23 protein-coding genes and 1 pseudogene are annotated in these 19,695 nt (G+C 62.4%); 13 read left to right on the top strand and 11 right to left on the bottom strand.

From position 1 onward, the window contains the following. Positions 1-60 precede the first annotated feature (60 nt). The 3 genes from AC0L2Y_RS07285 (at position 61) to AC0L2Y_RS07295 (ending at position 3,957) form a co-directional block, all read left to right on the top strand. Entirely contained in the window at positions 61-1,389 is a 1,329-nt protein-coding gene (locus tag AC0L2Y_RS07285; protein WP_352489344.1) for a sugar ABC transporter permease, read from the top strand. Between the two features lie 14 nt (positions 1,390-1,403). Further along, the gene (locus AC0L2Y_RS07290; RefSeq protein ID WP_352564573.1) at positions 1,404-2,204 is read left to right on the top strand and encodes an ATP-binding cassette domain-containing protein; all 801 of its coding nucleotides are present in this window, start codon (positions 1,404-1,406) and stop codon (positions 2,202-2,204) included. Between the two features lie 130 nt (positions 2,205-2,334). Next, on the top strand, positions 2,335-3,957 hold the full coding sequence (locus AC0L2Y_RS07295; RefSeq protein WP_473554918.1) for a CHASE domain-containing protein: 1,623 nt from the start codon (positions 2,335-2,337) through the stop codon (positions 3,955-3,957). A gap of 98 nt (positions 3,958-4,055) precedes the next feature. On the opposite strand, the gene AC0L2Y_RS07300 is transcribed toward AC0L2Y_RS07295, so the two are convergent. The 5 genes from AC0L2Y_RS07300 to AC0L2Y_RS07320 form a co-directional block, all read right to left on the bottom strand. Further along, positions 4,056-4,301, bottom strand: a complete 246-nt coding sequence (locus AC0L2Y_RS07300) for a YMGG-like glycine zipper-containing protein (RefSeq protein WP_006328050.1) — start codon at positions 4,299-4,301, stop codon at positions 4,056-4,058. 195 nt (positions 4,302-4,496) lie between these two features. Next, positions 4,497-4,667, bottom strand: coding sequence for a hypothetical protein (locus AC0L2Y_RS07305; RefSeq protein ID WP_473554921.1), 171 nt, complete (start codon positions 4,665-4,667; stop codon positions 4,497-4,499). Positions 4,668-4,805: 138 nt separating this feature from the next. Further along, positions 4,806-5,840, bottom strand: coding sequence for a sensor histidine kinase (locus AC0L2Y_RS07310; RefSeq protein WP_352451150.1), 1,035 nt, complete (start codon positions 5,838-5,840; stop codon positions 4,806-4,808). Positions 5,841-6,031: 191 nt separating this feature from the next. Continuing rightward, the gene (locus tag AC0L2Y_RS07315) at positions 6,032-6,196 is read right to left on the bottom strand and encodes a DUF1328 domain-containing protein (protein WP_023678541.1); all 165 of its coding nucleotides are present in this window, start codon (positions 6,194-6,196) and stop codon (positions 6,032-6,034) included. A gap of 227 nt (positions 6,197-6,423) precedes the next feature. Beyond that, entirely contained in the window at positions 6,424-7,218 is a 795-nt protein-coding gene (locus tag AC0L2Y_RS07320; protein ID WP_352489349.1) for a response regulator, read from the bottom strand. Positions 7,219-7,435: 217 nt separating this feature from the next. Between AC0L2Y_RS07320 and AC0L2Y_RS07325 the strand changes: the two genes are divergently transcribed. Both AC0L2Y_RS07325 and AC0L2Y_RS07330 read left to right on the top strand, forming a co-directional pair. Further along, positions 7,436-7,639 carry a NepR family anti-sigma factor gene (locus AC0L2Y_RS07325; RefSeq protein ID WP_473555316.1) on the top strand — a complete coding sequence of 68 codons (204 nt, stop codon included), beginning with the start codon at positions 7,436-7,438 and terminating at the stop codon, positions 7,637-7,639. Positions 7,640-7,642: 3 nt separating this feature from the next. After that, entirely contained in the window at positions 7,643-8,194 is a 552-nt protein-coding gene (locus AC0L2Y_RS07330) for a sigma-70 family RNA polymerase sigma factor (RefSeq protein ID WP_023678544.1), read from the top strand. A gap of 30 nt (positions 8,195-8,224) precedes the next feature. On the opposite strand, the gene AC0L2Y_RS07335 is transcribed toward AC0L2Y_RS07330, so the two are convergent. Then, positions 8,225-8,545 carry a response regulator gene (locus tag AC0L2Y_RS07335; RefSeq protein ID WP_473555318.1) on the bottom strand — a complete coding sequence of 107 codons (321 nt, stop codon included), beginning with the start codon at positions 8,543-8,545 and terminating at the stop codon, positions 8,225-8,227. Positions 8,546-8,832: 287 nt separating this feature from the next. Here AC0L2Y_RS07335 and AC0L2Y_RS07340 point away from each other — a divergent pair, with 287 nt between their 5' ends. Continuing rightward, positions 8,833-9,159: an ElaB/YgaM/YqjD family protein gene (locus AC0L2Y_RS07340; protein WP_352489447.1), complete on the top strand. Its 327-nt coding sequence runs from the start codon at positions 8,833-8,835 to the stop codon at positions 9,157-9,159. 10 nt (positions 9,160-9,169) lie between these two features. Continuing rightward, entirely contained in the window at positions 9,170-9,661 is a 492-nt protein-coding gene (locus tag AC0L2Y_RS07345) for a hypothetical protein (protein ID WP_473554923.1), read from the top strand. Between the two features lie 43 nt (positions 9,662-9,704). Here the strand turns inward: AC0L2Y_RS07345 and AC0L2Y_RS07350 are convergent, their stop codons facing one another. After that, positions 9,705-11,231, bottom strand: a complete 1,527-nt coding sequence (locus AC0L2Y_RS07350; RefSeq protein WP_473554925.1) for a sensor histidine kinase — start codon at positions 11,229-11,231, stop codon at positions 9,705-9,707. Between the two features lie 146 nt (positions 11,232-11,377). Between AC0L2Y_RS07350 and AC0L2Y_RS07355 the strand changes: the two genes are divergently transcribed. Beyond that, positions 11,378-11,551, top strand: a complete 174-nt coding sequence (locus AC0L2Y_RS07355) for a hypothetical protein (RefSeq protein WP_352666371.1) — start codon at positions 11,378-11,380, stop codon at positions 11,549-11,551. 50 nt (positions 11,552-11,601) lie between these two features. On the opposite strand, the gene AC0L2Y_RS07360 is transcribed toward AC0L2Y_RS07355, so the two are convergent. Beyond that, positions 11,602-12,522 (bottom strand): diacylglycerol/lipid kinase family protein, encoded by a 921-nt coding sequence (locus AC0L2Y_RS07360; RefSeq protein ID WP_473554928.1) that lies wholly within the window; start codon positions 12,520-12,522, stop codon positions 11,602-11,604. A 252-nt stretch (positions 12,523-12,774) separates the two neighbouring features. On the opposite strand from AC0L2Y_RS07360, the gene AC0L2Y_RS07365 reads away from it, so the two are divergent. Further along, complete coding sequence (locus tag AC0L2Y_RS07365) at positions 12,775-14,109, top strand: PRC-barrel domain-containing protein (protein ID WP_473554931.1); 1,335 nt, start codon at positions 12,775-12,777, stop codon at positions 14,107-14,109. Positions 14,110-14,167: 58 nt separating this feature from the next. Here the strand turns inward: AC0L2Y_RS07365 and AC0L2Y_RS07370 are convergent, their stop codons facing one another. Further along, positions 14,168-15,757: an alkaline phosphatase family protein gene (locus tag AC0L2Y_RS07370; protein WP_473554933.1), complete on the bottom strand. Its 1,590-nt coding sequence runs from the start codon at positions 15,755-15,757 to the stop codon at positions 14,168-14,170. A gap of 189 nt (positions 15,758-15,946) precedes the next feature. On the opposite strand from AC0L2Y_RS07370, the gene AC0L2Y_RS07375 reads away from it, so the two are divergent. From AC0L2Y_RS07375 to AC0L2Y_RS07390, 4 genes are all read left to right on the top strand, one after another. Beyond that, the gene (locus tag AC0L2Y_RS07375) at positions 15,947-16,879 is read left to right on the top strand and encodes a VOC family protein (protein WP_473554935.1); all 933 of its coding nucleotides are present in this window, start codon (positions 15,947-15,949) and stop codon (positions 16,877-16,879) included. 10 nt (positions 16,880-16,889) lie between these two features. Beyond that, on the top strand, positions 16,890-17,525 hold the full coding sequence (locus tag AC0L2Y_RS07380; protein ID WP_473554937.1) for an alpha/beta hydrolase: 636 nt from the start codon (positions 16,890-16,892) through the stop codon (positions 17,523-17,525). After that, positions 17,518-17,817 (top strand): GNAT family N-acetyltransferase, encoded by a 300-nt coding sequence (locus AC0L2Y_RS07385; RefSeq protein ID WP_352489359.1) that lies wholly within the window; start codon positions 17,518-17,520, stop codon positions 17,815-17,817. Before AC0L2Y_RS07380 ends, AC0L2Y_RS07385 begins: the two co-directional genes overlap by 8 nt. A gap of 188 nt (positions 17,818-18,005) precedes the next feature. After that, complete coding sequence (locus tag AC0L2Y_RS07390) at positions 18,006-19,064, top strand: dipeptidase (protein ID WP_473554939.1); 1,059 nt, start codon at positions 18,006-18,008, stop codon at positions 19,062-19,064. A 42-nt stretch (positions 19,065-19,106) separates the two neighbouring features. On the opposite strand, the gene AC0L2Y_RS07395 is transcribed toward AC0L2Y_RS07390, so the two are convergent. Next, positions 19,107-19,367 carry a hypothetical protein gene (locus AC0L2Y_RS07395; RefSeq protein ID WP_473554941.1) on the bottom strand — a complete coding sequence of 87 codons (261 nt, stop codon included), beginning with the start codon at positions 19,365-19,367 and terminating at the stop codon, positions 19,107-19,109. Positions 19,368-19,369: 2 nt separating this feature from the next. After that, positions 19,370-19,498 (bottom strand): annotated as a pseudogene (locus AC0L2Y_RS07400) (aminomethyl transferase family protein); the annotation flags it as partial. Between the last annotated feature and the right edge of the window lie 197 nt (positions 19,499-19,695).

The following is a 19,695-nucleotide window of genomic DNA, read 5'->3' on the forward strand; positions in this document are numbered from 1 at the left end:
GATAACTTCTAGGCTGCTTCCGGCATCCGCGGCAGACGGCAACCCGGCGGGAGAAACAAGATGACCGACACAACTTCGAACACGCCGGTCGACGGCACGGCAGACCGGGCGCGTGAATCCGAGCTCGGCATCGTTGCCCGATTTCTCAAGGCAACCGAACTCGACACGCGCATGCTCGGCATGGTCGGCGCGCTGCTAGTCATCTGGGTCGGGATCCACATACTCTCGGGTGGGCTTTTCCTCACGCCGCGCAATCTCTGGAACTTGTCGGTGCAGACCTCCTCGGTCGCGATCATGGCGACGGGCATGGTGCTGGTCATCGTGATGCGCAACATCGATCTTTCGGTCGGCTCCGTCGAAGGCGTGATCGGCATGGTGATGGGCGTGGCGCAGGCCGAATTCCTCATCCGCGTCATGGGATTCCAGCTTGGAAATCCCTGGATATGGATCATCGCGCTGGCTGCCGGCGTGGCGCTCGGCCTCCTGATCGGCGCGTTCCAGGGCTTTATCATCGCCTATCTCGAGGTTCCAGCCTTCATCGTGACGCTGGGCGGCCTGCTGGTCTGGCGCGGCATGGCATGGTTGATGACGAGCGGGCGCACCGTCGCGCCGCTCGACGCCACCTTCCAGCTCATGGGCGGCGGGCCGCGTGGCTCGATCGGCGCAACCGCAAGCTGGATCGTCGGCATTCTCGCCTGTGTGGGCGTCGCCTTCATGCTGCTCAACGGCCGGTCGCAGCGCAAGCGGTTCAAATTTCCGCTGCGCCCCGTCTGGGCGGAGACCCTGCTCGGTGTTGTCGCCTGTGCCGCCATCCTTGGCGCTGTCTGGATCGCCAATTCCTATCCCTGGCCGATCGGCATCGTTCGCCAGTACGCCCAGCGGAACGGCATCACCCTCCCCGAAGGCGGGCTGTTCATCGCCCATGGCATCGCCATACCGGTGCTGATCGCTGTCGCGGTCGGCATCGTCATGACCTTCATCACCAAACGCACCCGTTTCGGCCGCTATGTCTTTGCCATTGGCGGCAACCCGGAAGCGGCGGAACTTGCCGGCATCAACACGCGCTGGGTGACCATGAAGGTGTTCATGATCATGGGCGTGCTGGCCGCGATAAGTGCGGCAATCGCATCGGCCCGCCTCAATGCGTCGACCAATGCGCTGGGGACCCTGGACGAACTCCTGGTCATCGCGGCGGCGGTGATCGGCGGCACGTCGCTCGCCGGCGGCTCCGGCACAGTGCTTGGCGCCATGCTCGGCGCGCTTTTGATGCAGTCGCTGCAATCCGGCATGGTCCTGCTCGGCATCGATTCGCCGCTTCAGAGCATCGTTGTCGGCGCCGTGCTGGTGGTCGCGGTGTGGCTCGATACAGTCTATCGCAAACGGGTCTAGTGAGGAGAACGAGCATGGCAGACAGGACCGCCCCCACGGGCACGCCGCTGATCGACATGCGCAACATCTCGATCGCCTTCGGCGGCATTCGCGCCGTCGACGATGCCTCTGTCGACCTTTTCCCGGGCGAGGTGATGGCTTTGCTCGGACACAACGGTGCCGGCAAATCGACGTTGATAAAAATCCTGTCCGGCGCCTACAAGCGCGATGCGGGCCAGATTTTCGTCAACGGCGAGGAGGCTTCGATCTCCAATCCCCGCGACGCCAAGAAGTACGGTATCGAGACGATCTACCAGACGCTGGCGCTGGCCGACAATGTCGATGCGGCCGCCAACCTGTTTCTCGGCCGCGAGCTGATGACTGGCTGGGGTACGCTCGACGACGTCGCCATGGAGGCCGAGGCGCGCAAGGTGATGGGCAGGCTCAATCCGCGTTTCCAACGCTTCAAGGAGCCGGTGGTAAAGCTTTCAGGCGGCCAGCGGCAGTCGGTTGCGATCGCCCGCGCCATCCTGTTCAACGCCCGCATCCTGATCATGGACGAGCCGACGGCGGCACTCGGGCCGCAAGAGACGGCGCAGGTCGGCGAACTGGTCAGGCAGCTCAAGTCCGACGGCATCGGCATCTTCCTGATCAGCCATGATATTCACGACGTGTTCGAGCTTGCCGACCGTGTCTGCGTCATGAAGAACGGTCGGGTTGTCGGCACGGCACGCACAACCGACGTCACCCAGGACGAAGTGCTCGGCATGATTATCCTCGGCAAGTGCCCACCCGGCGCCATTCCGGGGCCGGGCGCCCTGAAGATCGCCGCATGAAACGAGAATTAGCCGGCTAATCACAAGTCGCCAAAATATGCCAGCCGTCACCATGCTTTGGCCTCGCCATTGTGTTGGCGTCGGGACTTGCCCATAAAGATGCCGAACCGTCCACGGGACGTATCCGCAATTGAAGAAGCTTTTTCCGACCGTTGCTTTCATCGCCGTCGCGCTGATCAGCCTGACGATGGCGGGTTTTGCCTATTTTGCCACCCAGGAGGCGGCCCGCATAAAATTCGAGGCGACGGCCGACGACGCGCTTAACCGGATTGAAAGCCGCATCGACCTGGACCTGTCGCTGCTGCGCTCAACCGGGGCGCTGTTCGACGCGCGCAATGGCGGTATCTCGCAGGGCGAGTTCAAGGCTTTCTTCAAAGCGCTCGACATCGACAATAATTTCGCCGGCCTGCGCGGCATCGGCTTCCTCCGTCTGGCGAAGACGGGAAACGAGGCGGCGGTCGAGCGCGATGTCCTGCACGATCACGGCGCAAGCCATCCGATCTATCCCGACACGAACTTGCCGTGGCGTACGCCCATCGTGCTGTTCGAACCGCTGGATCCCTCCAACAAATCCAGCATCGGCTACGACATGTTCACCGGGCCGGCGCAGCGCGAGGCGATCGAAAAGGCGATGGCCGACGACCAGCAGCACGCCAGCGGGCTCGTGCAGCTCGGCAAGGATACGGGTGCCGCGCAGACCTTCACCGGGTTCCTCGTCTTCGTCCGGCTCAATGTCGAAACCGCGCCGGACGCCGTGAACGCGTCGAGATCCTCGACTGCCGGCTTTCTTTATGCGGCCTTCCGCGCCCGTGACCTGTTCCAGGCTGCGCTCAGCCGGGCACCATTGCTGCCGGTCAACACCGAGATCTATGACGGCACGGTGGACGGCGACAACCTGCTGTTCCAGTCGGAAACGCCGCCTGTTTCGAGCCTCGGCGACAGGCTGCTGGTCACCCGCAAGATCACCGTCGCCGGCCGGCCGTGGGTCGTCCTGTTCAGGCCGACAAGTGCCTTCTCGCAACCTTCCTCGCGCGCCATCCCGGTGATGCTCGGATTGTTCGGACTGCTGCTTGCGGGCGCCATCGCGCTGGTGGCCCGCTATCAGGAGCGAGCTTATGAGGCGGTCTCGCTGCTTCATGAAACGACCGAAAAGAGCCTGCTGGAAAAAGACCTGATGCTGCAAGAGATGAAGCATCGCATCAAGAACTCGATCACGCGGGTGCTGGCAATCGCGCGCCAGACAGCATCGCACACCACCGACGTCCAGGAATTCTCGGCTTCTTTCTCGGCCCGGCTGCAGGCGATGGCGGCTTCCCAGGATATGTTGACGCGCTCACGCTGGCAGAAAGCCGATCTCGGCGACCTGCTGCGCATCGAGCTTGGCCAGGTGTTCGGCAGCGAGCTTCCTGAAGGGCTGCTGTCAGGACCGGAGGTTCTTCTTGACGAAAAGACGACGCAGGCACTCGGCCTCGTCTTTCATGAACTGGCGACGAATGCGCTGAAGCACGGCGAGGCCGGCAATTCAGTCGGTGCGCTGAAGGTCGACTGGTCGCTCGAAGGCCGCGGCGGCGCCCGGACATTGGCTCTCAACTGGCGCGAGGCCGGTCAGAAGAAGCTCGAGACACCGGCAAAGAGCGGTTTTGGCACCAGACTGATCGATCTCAACGTCACACGCGAATTGCGTGGCACAATCAGGCGCGATTTTCGCGAAGATGGCTTGAACGTGGAAATCAAGGTTCCGCTGCCGGCCTGAAACGCCGTCTCGTGGGCCGCGTCGCAGCAGCGCTTTAAAAGGCAAACGCGGAGACAGGTGGCCCGTCTCCGCGTTCGTTGTTGGCCTGGAGTTCGAAACTAGTTGCAGCGAGCTGTGTAGATCCGGCCGTGACGATCTCTGTACTGGCAGTAGCCATTTTGCAGACGGCGAACGAGCAGACCGCCAATCGCACCAGCGCCAGCGCCGATCAAAGCGCCCTTGCCGCCGCCAACAGCGCCACCAATGAGTGCGCCGCCCACAGTGCCGATACCCACGTTCTCTTCCGTGGTGGTGCAGCCGCTGACCGCAACCACGGCAACCATGGCAATAATCATCTTCCGCATGGAGTCATCCTCACTTTTGTCCTCACTTTAATAAGCTCCAGCCGCCATTTAGCATGAAAGTACGGCCTTCGCCCGCACGATTTCATTGTTGATTAAGATAGTCTTTTTCGGGGCGTGCGCCGTTCGATGCTACCACGAACTCGGAAATCTCCAAGGACGCATCGTTTCAAGCCGATCAAGCAGAGGCGAGCTCGATCAGATCAGCTGGGACGCGGCGGTCAGGACGATCGCGGCCATAAGCGCGACGGCGGCAAAGCGGAGGGGCGAAGCACGAGGCGCGGGCGCTGCGGACGCGTCGGGATCCTGAAAACCGCCCATCGAGACGCGAGCGGCTTGTTCCAGTCTGTTCAACTCGGCAGCCGTCAAGGCCCATTCCTTTCATATTGTGCCAAACTCAATCGATCTCCGGCGGATCGGCACGTTCGGACAGGATCGGACTTTATGGTGAACAGTCGGTTAAGGTTGGCGATGCGCAGCAGCCTTCTCGCGCCGACCGCCGTTCGTTCAATCGGTCTCGAAATTGCCGTGAGGAACGACAAGGCGGTATTCGAGGCGGTTCCCGGTGATTTCGAGTGTCGCCGTTCCATTCAATGAAGTGGGCACGACGCGTTCGAGCGCGACGCTGCCAAAACGTTTCTCGCTGCGCTGATTGTCGTTGGCTCCGATCACTTCGGCCCATGTCAGCGACAGCGCAGGCTCGCCAGCGGAAGCTGCCGTCAGATCGGCTGTCACCTCGACGAACCCGTCGCTGCGCGACAGTGCGCCATAGCTGACCGAATTGACGGCGAGCTCATGCATGGCCAAGCCGATGTGCAAGGCGGCATTGGGGTTGAGATATGGATTTGCGCCGCGGAAACGCAGGCTGTGCAAAGGGTCCGCGCCGTACCTGCCGACCTGACCGGAAACCAGCTCGCGCAGCGCCGCTCCCCGCCAATTGGATGACGTAACCAGGTCCTGCGAGGAGGCCAGCGACTGCAATCGGCCCCGGAAACGCGTCAGGAAATCGTCAATGCTGCCGGAATAGCGGCCCGTCTGGGTGGCGATGCTCTGGATGATGGCCAAAAGGTTCTTGGAGCGATGACTGACTTCGCGCAGCAGCGCCTTCAACGTCTGCTCCCGGCGTTTCTGCTCGGTTGTCTCGACCATGGTGGTCACGACGCCCTGCACCGCGCCGGTCTCGCTGCGGTCGGCGTCTATCCACACCTGAAACCAGCGGGCGCCGTCATCGGCCGGCACGCTGAGTTCGAGATGTTGAGGATTGCCGGAGACGATGACGTCGTGCTTGGCGGCGCCGATACGCTCGGCCTGCGCCGGCGGCAAGATGCCGTTGTTGTCAGAGGCATCGGAAGTCCATGGGGCGCGCATGTTGCGCGCCCACACCGTCTTCATCTCGCGATCCTGGTACAGGACGGAAATTCCGGCATTGTGCAGTGCATGGAGAAGGGCTCGGCCAAGCTGCATCCCGCTTTCGGCGGGATGCAAAGCGATGATCTCATCACTCTGGCCGCGGTCTTTCATTTTTCCGACTCTGGAACGCATCGGTCAATTTGCTCAACCCATGTCGGGCTGAACGGCTCGCGGAAAAATGGGTTCCAAAAGGAGGAGCTTCGTATCAAGCCTTAAAAAGCGGTCCGCCGAGCGGCATCCCGTTGGAGGACACTGCCCGGCGGTGGCTGGAAACCGTTTGAGGGGTGCGGCTTCCAGTGTTCGCTCGAATGGCCACTTGGCATTCACGCTCGTCTGATCAGGCCGGCAATAAGCGATATGATCAGGAAGGCGAGAAAGATGAAGAACAATATCTGTGCTATGCCGGCCGAGGTACCAGCGATGCCGCCGAAACCAAGCGCACCGGCGATAATCGCCACGACGAGAAATACGAGCGCCCAGTAAAGCATGATCGATCTCCTTCCAATGCTGCGGTGAAAACGTGATTCGCCTCCGTTTGTTCCACCATTTTCCGAAAAAGACGATGCCGAAAATCTTCAGGGCCCGAATTGCCGCGGTGTGTGAAAAAGGTCCAGTTGATTGCTCCAGTTGGTTGCCAGTGAGTTGAGCCGGCATCACGCCCATCTGATCCGAGGGAGCGGCTATCCCGGCGGCCGCAGCTCGGCCGCCGGCTGTTTCATGCCGCGGCTTTCGCGTGCCGGTCAAAGAACAGGGCCTGACTGATAAGCGCCTTGACCATGTCCGGATTGAACGGCTTGGTGACGAGGAAAGCCGGTTCCGGCCGCTCGCCGGTGAGCAGGCGCTCGGGAAAGGCGGTGATGAAGATCACCGGCACCGAGGTCGACGACAGGATCTCATTGACGGCCGCGATGCCCGAACTGCCGTCGGCGAGCTGAATATCGGCAAGCACCATCTTTGGCCTCGCCTTGCCGAACATCGCCACCGCCTCGGCATGGGTGCGCGCCGTTCCGACGACGCGGTGGCCGAGGCTTTCGACCATTTCTTCGATATCCATGGCGATCAGCGGCTCATCCTCGATGATCAGCACGTCGGTTGCCACCTGACGGGAGATCTCGTTGCTCGCCTGCGCGAGGAGTTCGGAGAATTCCTGTTCGTCGACGTCGAGAATCTCCGCCGCCTCGTCTTCGCTGAAGCCTTCGACCGCGACCAGCAGAAAGGCTTGGCGGGGACGAGGCGCAATTGCATTCAGATTGGCCGCGGCGCGCTGTTCCCATGCCGACTGGGCATGCTCCTGCGGAACGCGAATGGCCACTGAGGTGAAGAGCTTGGCAAAGACCTTGTAGAGAGCGATGCGGTCGGTCGACGCGTTCGGAAAGATGTCGACATCGGCAATGATGGCCTCGAGCATTGCGGCGACCAGCGCGTCGCCGCTCTCCTGCGATCCGGATACCGCGCGCGAGAAGCGGCGCAGGAACGGCAGGTGCGGAGCGATGGTTGCTGATAGGCTCATATCGGACGTCTCCCTCATATGACGTGATTGCATGTTACAGCTAAAAACGGTTTCGCAAGCCCAAACTTAGAAACGCGGGTTGTGCGAAAAAGTTCCGGTCATGCGGAACTAAGTATGCGGGCTGGCGTTTAGGGCGGGGTTGGGCAACCAGACGAGGCTGCCGCTTGCCTTGCGTTATGTGTTGAAGGGCGGCTTAAGGCTGGGACAAAAGGGCGAAATGAAGAACATGACGAAAGCTACCACGGGTGGCGTTGGCAACGGGCGCCGGGCTGCTTCCCGCGACCCGCTTGGGCCGAACTCAGAAATCGGCCGCAAACTCAAACAATACTACGACGAGCTGGTCTCCGACAATGTGCCGGATCGCTTCGCCCAACTGCTCAGTCAGTTGGAAAAGGCCGAACCTGTACAAAAGAAGGACTGAGGCATGGCGGCCGTCTCCCAGGGCTTCAAGACCGACTTGCTCGGCTCGATCCCGAGCCTGCGGGCTTTTGCCGTGTCGCTGACGCAAAACGCCGACAAGGCGGACGACCTGGTGCAGGAAACATTGGTCAAGGCATGGGACAAGCATGAAAGCTTCCAGCCCGGCACCAATCTGAAGGCATGGCTGTTCACGATCTTGCGCAACGAATTCTATTCGCAGATGCGCAAGCGTGGCCGCGAGGTGCAGGACAGCGATGGCGTCATGACGGCCAGGCTTGCCGTTCATCCGGCCCAGCACGGCCAGCTCGACCTCGAGGACTTTCGCGGCGCGCTCGAGTTGCTGCCCGAAGACCAGCGCGAAGCCATTATCCTCATCGGGGCGTCGGGCTTCTCCTACGAGGAAGCGGCTGAGATCTGCGGCTGCGCCGTCGGAACGATCAAGAGCCGCGTCAGCCGCGCTCGCACACGGCTGCAGGAAATCCTGAAGATCTCCGGTGAAGACGAGTATGGCCCGGACGCAATTTCGGCTCAGGTAACGGGATCGACGGCTGCGTGAAGCGCGGGCGTGTTCGAACCGCTCCGCGCCTCAGCGAAGCGGCGTGCGCCTGCAGGCCGTTACCACTGCCTCGACGAGATCGTCTCCCGAATAGGGCTTGGTGACCAGCCTGACGCCGGGAAAAGCTTTCTTGATCTCGTCGGTATCCGAATAGCCCGAAGCGAAGACGAACGGGATGCCCGCTTCACGCAGCCGCGAAGCAAATTGGAGCGTCGAAACGCCGCTCAGCATGAGGTCGACGATGGCCACATCGAACTGCGCGGCGACGTCTTGCTGTTCGATCTCGGTCAGATCACGGGCGATGACCACATCGAGCGCGCCGTAGTCGCGGCAAAGCTGCTCGATATCCATGGCAATCAGGAACTCATCTTCCAGGATAAGAATCCGCAAACCGTCAAGCGATGGGCGCACGCAGCAATATCTCCTCAAACGCGTCTCTATCGTGAAACGGGGAAGTCATGATGGTTATTTGGCATGCTGTCATTTAAAAAAAACGCGCTGGCGCGGATGCGTTGGCCTCGGCCCATGCAAGGCATTTGCAACCCGCGCTGCCGGAGATAGGGTTAGAAGAGGTTCGTGCCGGAACCTTGGGGTCTGTCGGGCGTTTCGACCGAGCAAAAAGCATGGAGAGTGAAGCAATGGCGACTGCCACAGGAAAGGCCGCGAACGAAGCCCGCACGAATTCCGATATTGAGGCCGACATCGCACAACTGAAGGCCGACATCGAACAACTTACCAAGCTGTTGGCCAAAACGGGCGAACATGGCTATGGAGCTGCAAGGCGAGCCGCCGCCGAAAGCGTCGAGCAGTTGCGAACCCAGGGCGAGGCGGCCTTCGACAGCCTGCGCAGCAACGCCAGGGACATCGAGGCGCAGATGATAGCCCATATGCGGGAAAAGCCGGTGACTTCACTGGCGATCGCCGCAGGCGTCGGATTCCTCTTCGCGCTTCTCGCGCGCCGCTAGTTCTGCACGCATGGGAATGCTTGCATCGCTGATCTCGGGCCTCGCCTCGGGCGAAACCATTGCAGCGGTGCAACGCGCGCGCGTCGCTGCGATTGTCTATTCGGTCGCAGCGCTCGCGGCGCTGTGCGGCCTCGGCTTTCTCGTCGGTGCGGCCTATATCTGGGCGGCGGCCCGCTATGGGCCGATGGCAGCTTCCCTGAGCTTCGGGATCGGCTTTCTGGCAATCGCCGGTCTCATCCTGCTCGTTTACCGAATATCGGCCGGCTCGCGCGCCAGGCGCCGGGCGAAGCGACGCAACGCCGATATGAAGGCTATCGGCATCACTGCGGCACTCGCCGTGCTGCCGGCGCTGCTCAAGGGCAAAGGTGGCCTGGCGAAGGGCGGGTTGGGCGCCATTCTCGGCCCGGCGATAGCACTCGCAGCCTACGCCATCTACCGCGAGAACGTGAACCGCGGCTCCGATGATCCGGATACCGGCAAACGGGATAGTTCGGAGGAATAGTTCGGGGCAAACGATTCTGGCGCCCGGTCGCAAAATGCTGGCGTCACAAATCTTCGAGCGGAATCGATATTTCGGCGACCACGCCGTCCGGCCGGAATTCGTGGGTCACCTCGCTGGAAATGACCTTGGCCAGGCTGCGGCGGATCAGGATCGAGCCGAAGCCATGGCGTTCGGGCGGCGCAACCCGCGGGCCGCCGCTTTCGCGCCAGGCCAGCAACAGACGCCGTGCACCCTTCCTGCCTTGTACCTTCCAATCGAGATCGACCTTTCCGGAGGAAACCGAGAGCGACCCGTATTGCAGTGCGTTGCTTGCCAGTTCATGCAGGATCAGTCCGAGCCCGACTGCCTGGTCGGGTGAGAGCAGGACATCGGCGCCGGAGATCGCCATCCGCGATTGTCCGGCGGCTTGGAACGGCTTTACCTCGATCTGCACCAGCTCGCGGATGCCGATGCCGCGCCACTCGCGGTCCGACAGCAGGCTGTGCGCAACGCCCAGTGCCTGCAGCCTGGCGCCGAAGGCTTCGAGGAATTCGCTTGGCTGGCGGGCATGGCGAACGGTCTGTGTCGCCAGCGCCTGTACGGTTGCCAACGTGTTCTTGACGCGGTGATTGAGCTCGCGCAGCAACAGCCTTTGACGTTCGTCGCCAAGCTTGCGTTCGGTAATGTCGTAGTTGACGCCGAAGATCAGCGTCGGCTTGCCCTCGCCGTCGCGCTCTATGACGCGGCCGCGCGTTGCGATCCATCGCGGCGGATCGAGGCCTTTGACACGGTATTCGCCAAAATAGTCGTCGCTGCCGGTCAGCGCGTCGCGAAAGCGTGTTTCGGTCTGGTGAACGTCGCGCGGGTCGATGGCGGTCAGGATGTCGCGCGCCCTCAGCCGGTTCGACTTCGGCAGGTTGAACAATTCAGACAGCAGGACATCGCAGTCGATCATGTCGCTGCGGATATCCCATGCCCAGCTGGCAAGCGAAGCCGCGTCGAGCGCGATAGCGCGCCGCTTTTCCTCTCGAACCAGTGCGGCCTTGGCTATCGCCGCGCTACGTGTTGCATCCTTCAGCGTGAACAGGCTGGCGGCGAGGCCAGCCAGCGCCGACAGCTGGTCGAGCTGGACAGAGGAGGGACATGCGTGCGGCTTCCGGTCGAGCACGCACAGCGTGCCGATCAGCGCGCCGTCGATTACGATCGGCACGCCTGCGTAAAAGCGGATATGATGCTCGCCAGTGACCAGCGGATTGGCTTTGAACCGCGGATCCGCAGCCGCGTCGGCCACCACCATCGGCACGTTGCCGGCTGCGATGGTATAGGCGCAGAACGATGTCTCGGTTGCGGTTTCGGTCTCGTCGAGGCCGATACAGGACTTGAACCACTGCCGCTCGGCATCGACCAGCGTGATCAGTGCGACAGGCGTTTGCATCGCCGAAGCGGCAAGACCGCCGATACGATCGAAATCGGGGTCGGCAGCCCTGTCCAGCGCGTCGAGGCCGTGCAGCACGGCAAGGCGGTCCGCGGCGCCCACCACACGGCGAATATCGGCCGGCAGGCCCGGCGTTTTCTGGCTATTGTCGTCCACTATGCCCCCGGTGGCCGGCTCCGCTGATTGGTCAGGCCAACCGGCCGGTTTGCCGCCTTGCAGAGCCGGAACTTTCGCGGCGGGGGGCCGTTACCAGCCAACGCCCCGCTAGTTATGCCTGCCGGCGCCAAATATGGAGCCAGACAATGCCAAAAACCATTCCTGAAAACAAAGCCCGTCAAGGGGGGCGGGGTCGGCATGTCCTTCGTATCCTGATCGCCGCGCTGTTGCTGGCTTTTATCGCCTGGGGCGTCGCCGAAATCTACGGCTGGATGATCGAGACGCCGAAGACCGAACAGGGCAACACGCCCAGCGGCTAGGTTCTCTCCATCGCCCGTGCCAGCTCGCATCACGCAACCCACATCCCACGTCAGGCAACCTTTGCCTCGGCGGCGCGCGCCGGGACGAGAACATTCAACGCGCGCGGATGGATTTCGACGGTCGTCTCGCGATCGAGCTTTACCAGTTCGCCGTCCATGACGGCCTGAATTTTCCTGTTCGTCGAATGGATTTTCAAAACGGCGCGGTTTGCCTGATGGATTTCGACATGCTCGTTGCCGCGCCATTTCCCACGGGCGACGTCAAAGAGGAACCTGATCAATTCGCCGCGCCGCCGTGCCACGGTGACATAGATGCCTAGCACGCCGCCTGCCGGATCATCGGCATAGGGCAGGTGGCCCTCGCCGAACAGATTGTTGGTGATGCCGATACCGGTGATCCGGGTTCTGATCTCGGCCTCGCCGATCGTCAGCGTTACGTTCATCGCCGGCGGGTTGTTGATCGTTGCCCAAGCGGCTCGCACCGAGGCACGCATCTTCCCCAGCCGCGAGCCGAATTCCATCTTCTGGCGCAGTTGCACCATCCTTGCGTGCATGCCGATCGAGAATTGATGCACGAAAGGCCGGCCGTTGGCGGTTGCAATGTCAATCGCCATCACCTCGCCGTCGGCAAACGATTTCAGTGCCGCATCGAGCGTCTGCGGAATACCGAGGCCGCGCGCAAAAAGGTTCATTGTACCAGCCGGCAGAATTGCCAGCGCCTTCTCCCCATTCATCAAACGGGCTGCCGCGGCCGAAATGGTGCCATCGCCGCCGCCAGCCAGCACGACATCGATGCCGCGCCTGGAAGCTACGCCGTCCAGCGTGGCGACGATATCCTTGCCGGCGACGATTTCGATATCGATCGAGTGGCCGGCAGTCTCAAGCGTGCCGCGCATCCGACTGGCGAAGGCCTGAAGATCGATGGTGCGCAGGGTGCCCCCGTCCTTGTTCAGCACCGCTGCAAACCGCATGGCCGTTCCATTTTACAGCACCTATCGGGCCGGGACGGGGCCCCAGCCGGGAGTGGAACGGGGCGGCCGGGAAAATGTTCCTTTCGACCAGCGCGGCGAATCCGAGAACCATAGACATCGCACCGGGTGCACTACGGCTTTTTTCGGAACAACAGTGTGGTCACAACGTTGTGAACATGCAGAAGACGCTGCGCCCGCAGTGACGCCAGGCGGGCAGGGCGTGCACGAAATCACCGACGAGGAGACACTAAGATGATCCGCACCCTTTTAACTACGACAGCAGTCGCAACATTGATTGCGACGGGTGCATTTGCGCAATCGGCGACGACCCCGGCGCCGGCGCAACCACCCGCCGCCGAGGATACCGCTCCGGCGATACGTGCCGAGGGCAGCCTTGCCACCAACATCATCGGCGAATCCGTCTATAATGGCACCGGCGATGATGCCCAGAATATCGGCAACATCAGCGATATCGTCTTCGACGAGCGCGGCGAGGTAAAATCCGTCGTCATCGGCGTTGGCGGTTTTCTTGGCATAGGAACCAAGAACGTCGCTTTCGACTACAAGAAGATGCAATGGGCCGAAAGAAATGGCGACCGCTGGCTGATAGCGCAAACGACGAAGGATGAGTTGACGGCTCAGCCGGATTTCGACCGGAGACCGTACGATCCGCCGCCGCCACCAGCTTCGGCCGATAATGCGGTGCCTGCCGCCCCTTCCACCAGCGCGCAAAATACAACCCCTGCGCCTGCCGCGCCGGCTGAGCCAGTCAAGCGCGCCGAAGGCAATCTCGCCACCAATATCATCGGCGAGACCGTCTATAACGGCACCGGCGACGACGCCCAAAACATCGGTGACGTGAACGACATCGTCATCAACAAGGAAGCCAAGGCGCAATCGCTGATCATCGGTGTCGGCGGCTTCCTCGGCATCGGCGAAAAGAACGTCGCCTATGATTTTGACAAGGCGCAATGGGCCGAAAGGAACGGCGATCGCTGGCTGGTTGCGCAAACGACCAAGGAAGAGCTGCAGGCGCAGCCGGACTTCAACCGCAAGGCCTATGATCCGGCCCCGGCAACCACTGCCGCGGCTACTGCGCCCGCCACCGTCACGCCTACCGTGACGGCCAGCAACACCGCGACGACCAACAACACTGACCAAGCCAGCAAGACGGCTCAAAACGCTCCGGCAGCGGCGCCTCCGGCTAACTCGGCGGCCGACCAGACCAAGACCGGGTCGATCGACAAGTCGACGCTAACCGAAATGCCGATGGGCGAAATCCGGGCCGAGGATCTGGTTGGAACAACCGTTTACGGCGCCAACGATGTCAACGTCGGCGAAATTGGCGATATCGTGCTGGGCAGCGACAAGAAGGTCGACGCAGTCATCATCGACGTCGGCGGCTTCCTTGGCGTCGGCGAGAAGGAGGTGGCGGTCGGCATGGACAACCTGAAATTCATGACCGACAAGAACGGCAAGCGCTATCTCTACACGAACTTCACCAAGGAGCAGCTTGAGGCGCAGGCCCCCTACGACAAGGCCACCTATGCGCAAAATCGCGACAAACAGCGCATGATCATGCGTTAAGCTGCACACAGGCCGACAAAGAAGCCCGCGTCGGCAACGGCGCGGGTTTTGCTTATGTCTAGGGAAAGCCGGCGACATGGCCGGCAACGCCATTGTCCGCCAATTCGGCGAGCGCCAGGGACTGGTCGAGATGCTCGGCCCGCCAGGCGAGCAATTTCTCGGCAAATTCCAACCGCGACGGCAGATAGGCTGGATCGTCAGCGACGTTGGTCAGCTCGCCGGCATCCTTCTCCAGGTCAATGAGCAAGGGCGGCAGGCCGCCGCCGAAATGCACATATTTGAACTTTTGCGCGCGGATGACGGCGAGATTGCACTGACGCGGACCGATGCCGAAATACCGTTCTGCATCACCATCCGCGATCGAGCGGAAATCGAATTCCCAATGCGCCGCATCGCGCCAATCGTCCGGCTCCGTGGCGTCCAGGAAAGGGACCAGCGAGCGGCCGTCGAGATGCGGCAGCACTTCGCCGCCAGTGAGCGCGAGCAAGGTCGGTGCCAAATCCACCGCCTCGGTGAAGCGGTCGACACTGCTGCCGGCAGCCTTGCGGCGGCGCGGATCGTGAATGATCAGCGGAATATGGAAGCTGCCGTCGAAGAAGCCGCCCTTGCCCAGCATGAAATGGTCGCCCATCATCTCGGCGTGGTCGGAGGTCAGCACGATGACGGTGTCGTCCCATGCATCGGCTGCCTTGACCGCTTGCCAGACACGGCCAAGCTGCGCGTCGACCTCCGAGATCATGCCGTAATAGAGCGCCCGGATGCGGCGAAAATTATCGTCGCCCCAGTCGCGCACCTTGCCCCCCGAGCCCGGGCGGAATTTCGACCGTTCCTGCCGGTCAAATTCAAAGGCGAGGTAGGGGTGGCTTGCTGCTTCGGCCTGCCAGCTTTCGGCGCGGTCAAAAGCTGGACCGATGACCGGATCGTACATGGTATTGTAAGGCGCCGGCGCGATGAAGGGCGGGTGGGGGCTGATGAAGGAAAGGTGCGCGAACCAGGGCGTATCGCGCTCCTGCTCGCCGAGCCAGCGGATGAATTCGCCGGCCAGGAAGGCGGACGGCGTCTCGTCGTTCGAATAGATTGGCGGAGCGTTGCTGATCGCGCCGTCGTTTTCCAGGATTTCGCCCACCGGGCGGTGAATGGCGGGGGAGCCGGCGCCGGCATCGACGCCGCGCGCCTTGAGCCATGACAGCCAGGGCTTCTGGTGCTCGGGCAGAAGCTGGCGCACGGTGAAGCCGGGCAGCACGCCTTCATAGCTCTTCAGCTGCGGGTCGCCAGGCGCCAGCGTGCGCGGGTCGCGCGCCATGTCGGTATAACCGAACAGCGTCGGATCATAGCCAAGGGCGCGCGCCCAGAGCGCTATGTTGCCGTGGCGGGCATCGAGCGGTGTGCCGTTGCGGCAAACACGATTGTTCATCTGGTAGAGGCCGGTGTAGAGGCAGGCGCGCGCCGGCGAGCAAGGTGCGGCGCCGCCATAGTGCTTCCGGAACAGAACGCCCTCGGCAGCCAGCGCGTCGGCACTCGGCGTCCTTACCACCTTGTGGCCAGCGGCTGACAGGCAGTCGCCGCGCCATTGGTCGCAGGTGATCAGGAGAATGTTGGGGCGTTTTCCCGTCAACCGCGGTATCCTCACGCTGGCTACATGCGTCATTCATGGAGCGCAATTTCGGCGAGTATGCAAGCCGGTCCGGTTCGCCGAGTGGTGAACAAACCTGCTTGATCGTTCACTTTAACAGCACAGTCCATTCTGTGTTTGCCGCCTTTGCGGCCAGGAGGCGGATCCTCATATTTGCCTGGACAGCGGCAAGGGCCGCACCAGCACAAGGGAAGGAGCAGAAACATGCTCGACCAGGTCAAGGGCCTGCATCACGTCACCTCGATGGCCGGCGATGCACGCCAGAACAACGAATTCTTCACCGGTACGCTCGGCCTGCGCCGGGTCAAGAAAACGGTCAATTTCGACGCACCCGACGTCTACCACCTCTATTACGGCGACGAGGTCGGCACGCCCGGCTCGGTGATGACCTATTTCCCGTTCCCGAACATCGGCAAAGGCCGCCATGGAGTCGGCGAAGTCGGTACCACCGCTTACTCGGTGCCCGAGGGCACGCTCGGCTATTGGGAGAAACGGTTTGCCGAGCAAGGTGTCACCGGGCTGTCCGGCGAGGAGACGTTCGGCGAGAAGCGTCTTGTCTTCGCCGGTCCCGACGGCGACGGGTTTGCGCTGGTCGAAGACAGAGCGGACAGCCGTGCACCATGGGCCAAGGGTGGCATTCCCACCGACGAGGCGATCCGCGGCTTTCACTCGGTGTCGCTCAGGCTGAAAGATGTCGGCGCCACCGAAGAGCTGCTGAAATTCATGGGTTATGAGGAGGTCGACAAGTGCGGCAACGTCAGGCGGCTGGCGGTGAAGAACGGCAACGGCGCCGACGTCGTCGATATCGAATCGCTGCCGGGGGCCGGCTTCGCCAATCTCGGCGCCGGCTCGGTCCACCATGTCGCTTTCGCCGTCGAGAACCGCGCCAAGCAGCTCGAAGTGCGCAAGGCGCTGCTCGATACAGGTTATCAGGTGACGCCAGTGATCGACCGCGATTATTTCTGGGCGATCTACTTCCGCACGCCGGGCGGCGTGCTGTTCGAAGTCGCCACCAGCGAGCCGGGCTTCGACCGCGACGAGGATACCGCCCATCTCGGCGAGGCGCTGAAACTGCCGTCGCAACACCAGCATTTGCGACCCTATCTCGAGCAGCATCTGCAGAAACTGGAAGACTGAGGGCAAGGTCATGAGCAAGGATTCGTATATTCACAAAGTGCTGCCCGGTTCGCCGGGCGGACCGTTGCTCTTCGTCTTCCATGGCACCGGCGGCGACGAGGCCCAGCTTCTGTCGCTTGGACGCGATCTCGCGCCGCAAGCGACGATCGTCGCTCCGCGCGGCGATGTTTCGGAACAAGGCGCCGCACGCTTCTTCCGCCGGACCGGCGAGGGCGTCTACGACATGGGCGACCTCACGCGAGCGACAGAGAAGATGGCCGGTTTCGTCAAGGCGCATGTCGAGGCGGCAAGGCCATCTTCGGTGCTCGGCCTCGGTTACTCCAACGGCGCCAACATCCTGGCCTCCTTGCTGTTTGCCGAACCGTCGCTGTTCGACGCAACGGTGCTGATGCATCCGCTGATTCCGTTCGAGCCGAAGGTCAAGGGCAGCCTTGGCGGCGGCCGCATCCTGGTCACCGCCGGCAGGCGGGACCCCATCTGTCCGCCTGATTTGACGGCGCGGCTCGAAGCCTATTTGCGCGCCGATGGCGCCGATGTCACAGTCGAGTGGCATGACGGCGGCCATGAGGTGCGGCCGAGTGAGATCGAGGCGGCGCGGCGACTGTTCGCCGTGGCGTCGGATGAAAGGACCGCAAGCCATGTCTGACCTATTGCCGGAGATTGAACTGGAGGACCGCGGCTCGAAGGGCCGCTACCTCCTGCGTGGGCCGGGCGGCGCCGAGGCGGAGATGACCTTCACCAAGATCGGCGAGCACCAGATCATCATCGACCATACCGAGGTGCCGGATGCATTTCGCGGCCAGGGCGCGGGGCTTCGCCTGGTCAGCCGTGCCGTCGAGGATGCACGTGCGGCGGGCAAGACGATCATCCCGCTTTGCCCGTTCGCCAATGCTCAGTTCCGCCGCCATCCGGAATGGGCGGACGTGCTGAAGCGGTAAGGCACAGCCTCAACGAATGTCGAAAGAAGGGGTGCGCGGCTTTACCGCGTGCCCCTTTTGGCTATTGGGGGCGTACAAACGCAAGGGGGCAAACATACGGGATTTGCGCAGAGCGCCAACCTTGCCTAAGTATTGCCAGCAACCGGCTCGCCGTCCGCGGCCCGACCACTTCAACCGAATGGCCCTCCATGACCGAATCCGATCTCGTTCCCGTCTTTGACGGCCACAACGACACGCTGCTCAGGCTCTACCAGTCGAAGGATGCGGACGTCGAAAAGCTGTTCGTCGAGGGGACGCCGGGTGGCCATATCGACCTGCCGCGCGCGAAGAAAGGCGGGTTTGCCGGCGGCATGTTTGCGATCTTCCCGCCGCCTGTCGAGAAATCCAAACGCGGCGCGGTGCCGCTGGCGCCGAGCGACAGCGAGCCCTTGCCACCCGAGATTCCGCGCGCCGATGCGCTCAACTCCACCATAGCGATGGCCTCGATCCTGTTCAGGCTGGAGCGGGCTTCGGCACTTACTGTCTGCCGCAGCGCCGGCGATGTGAGGAAGGCGATGGCGCAAGGCTCGATCGCGGCGGTGTTCCATATCGAAGGGGTCGAGGCGATCGACCCTGAGCTCACCCTGCTCGACGTTCTCCACGCAGCCGGCCTGCGCTCGCTCGGCATCGTCTGGAGCCGTCCCAATGCCTTCGGCCACGGCGTGCCGTTCCGCTTCCCGTCGTCGCCCGATACAGGGCCGGGGCTGACCGATGCCGGCAAGGCGCTGGTGAAAGCCTGCAACCAGCTGAAGATCATGATCGATCTTTCGCATCTCAACGAAAAAGGTTTCCGCGACGTCGTCGAGATCAGCGACGCACCGCTGGTCGCGACCCATTCCAACGTGCACGCGATCTGCGGCCATTCGCGCAACCTCACCGAATGGCAGCTCGGCGCGATCCGCGATTCGGGCGGCATGGTCGGGCTGAACTTCGCCACCGGGTTCCTGCGCGAGGACGGCAGGATGAACGCCGACACCAGCCTCGACATCATGGTGCGCCATGTCGATTCGCTGCTGCAGGCGCTGGGCGAAGACGGCGTCGGCCTGGGCTCGGATTTCGACGGCGCCATGATCCCGGCCGCGATAGGCGACGTTGCCGGCCTGCCAAGACTGCTCGACGCGTTCGCGGCACGCGGCTTCGGGCGCGCGCTGATCGAGAAGATCGCCTATCGCAATTGGCTCGGCGTGCTGGAAAAGACCATCGGCTGAGCGGGTGATGCCGGCTTGACCGGAACGCGATTTGGGGGCGGACTATTCGAAACCCATGCGTTTAAGCCAGTCCTGGCCAATGCCGCGGTCGCGGATGATCGGTAGCGGATCCGTCGAATCCAGCCGCGCGCAGATGCGGTAGACCTCGAGCGTCTCGGCGTTCATCTCGCCGCGTTTGTAGAAGAACATGGCCGCGGCATAGCGGGTGCGGCCCGACCATTTTTCGCCGAGCGGCGTGTTGACCAGCTGCCACTGTTCGGCGGCTTCGGCGTCTTCCTCATGATGTTCGGTTTCGTCGGACATGCTCAGAAATCCGCGGGTGGATTGGCGGTGCGGCGATCGAGCCTGACGAACGGCCGCGGCACCAGTTTGGCACGCTTCATCAGCTTGTGATACCGCAGCTCGCGCCTGGGATGGATCTCGACGCAGAGGTCCGCTGCAGGCGGCTCGGGGGCGCAAATCTGGTCCACGCATCGCCGGGTCGCTACCTTTCGCCGACGGTGCCTTCGACCTCGGTTTCTCCAAGGATCCCTATCTCGACGTGAACATTGGAACTTGGCAGCCATGCAGAAGTTGCTTGACAGTGGCGAGCACCGTTCCACTGATCTTCGGGGCCGAAAGCCGGTCGGCT

Source organism: Mesorhizobium sp. WSM4830 (assembly GCF_055811495.1).

Coding starts and splice junctions, on each gene's coding strand:
- AC0L2Y_RS07285 (WP_352489344.1), top strand. CDS start 61: ATGACCGACACAACTTCGAACACGCCGGTCGACGGCACGGCAGACCGG.
- AC0L2Y_RS07290 (WP_352564573.1), top strand. CDS start 1,404: ATGGCAGACAGGACCGCCCCCACGGGCACGCCGCTGATCGACATGCGC.
- AC0L2Y_RS07300 (WP_006328050.1), bottom strand. CDS start 4,301: ATGCGGAAGATGATTATTGCCATGGTTGCCGTGGTTGCGGTCAGCGGC.
- AC0L2Y_RS07310 (WP_352451150.1), bottom strand. CDS start 5,840: ATGCGTTCCAGAGTCGGAAAAATGAAAGACCGCGGCCAGAGTGATGAG.
- AC0L2Y_RS07315 (WP_023678541.1), bottom strand. CDS start 6,196: ATGCTTTACTGGGCGCTCGTATTTCTCGTCGTGGCGATTATCGCCGGT.
- AC0L2Y_RS07320 (WP_352489349.1), bottom strand. CDS start 7,218: ATGAGCCTATCAGCAACCATCGCTCCGCACCTGCCGTTCCTGCGCCGC.
- AC0L2Y_RS07325 (WP_473555316.1), top strand. CDS start 7,436: ATGAAGAACATGACGAAAGCTACCACGGGTGGCGTTGGCAACGGGCGC.
- AC0L2Y_RS07330 (WP_023678544.1), top strand. CDS start 7,643: ATGGCGGCCGTCTCCCAGGGCTTCAAGACCGACTTGCTCGGCTCGATC.
- AC0L2Y_RS07335 (WP_473555318.1), bottom strand. CDS start 8,545: ATGGATATCGAGCAGCTTTGCCGCGACTACGGCGCGCTCGATGTGGTC.
- AC0L2Y_RS07340 (WP_352489447.1), top strand. CDS start 8,833: ATGGCGACTGCCACAGGAAAGGCCGCGAACGAAGCCCGCACGAATTCC.
- AC0L2Y_RS07345 (WP_473554923.1), top strand. CDS start 9,170: ATGGGAATGCTTGCATCGCTGATCTCGGGCCTCGCCTCGGGCGAAACC.
- AC0L2Y_RS07355 (WP_352666371.1), top strand. CDS start 11,378: ATGCCAAAAACCATTCCTGAAAACAAAGCCCGTCAAGGGGGGCGGGGT.
- AC0L2Y_RS07360 (WP_473554928.1), bottom strand. CDS start 12,522: ATGCGGTTTGCAGCGGTGCTGAACAAGGACGGGGGCACCCTGCGCACC.
- AC0L2Y_RS07365 (WP_473554931.1), top strand. CDS start 12,775: ATGATCCGCACCCTTTTAACTACGACAGCAGTCGCAACATTGATTGCG.
- AC0L2Y_RS07370 (WP_473554933.1), bottom strand. CDS start 15,757: ATGACGCATGTAGCCAGCGTGAGGATACCGCGGTTGACGGGAAAACGC.
- AC0L2Y_RS07375 (WP_473554935.1), top strand. CDS start 15,947: ATGCTCGACCAGGTCAAGGGCCTGCATCACGTCACCTCGATGGCCGGC.
- AC0L2Y_RS07380 (WP_473554937.1), top strand. CDS start 16,890: ATGAGCAAGGATTCGTATATTCACAAAGTGCTGCCCGGTTCGCCGGGC.
- AC0L2Y_RS07385 (WP_352489359.1), top strand. CDS start 17,518: ATGTCTGACCTATTGCCGGAGATTGAACTGGAGGACCGCGGCTCGAAG.
- AC0L2Y_RS07390 (WP_473554939.1), top strand. CDS start 18,006: ATGACCGAATCCGATCTCGTTCCCGTCTTTGACGGCCACAACGACACG.
- AC0L2Y_RS07395 (WP_473554941.1), bottom strand. CDS start 19,367: ATGTCCGACGAAACCGAACATCATGAGGAAGACGCCGAAGCCGCCGAA.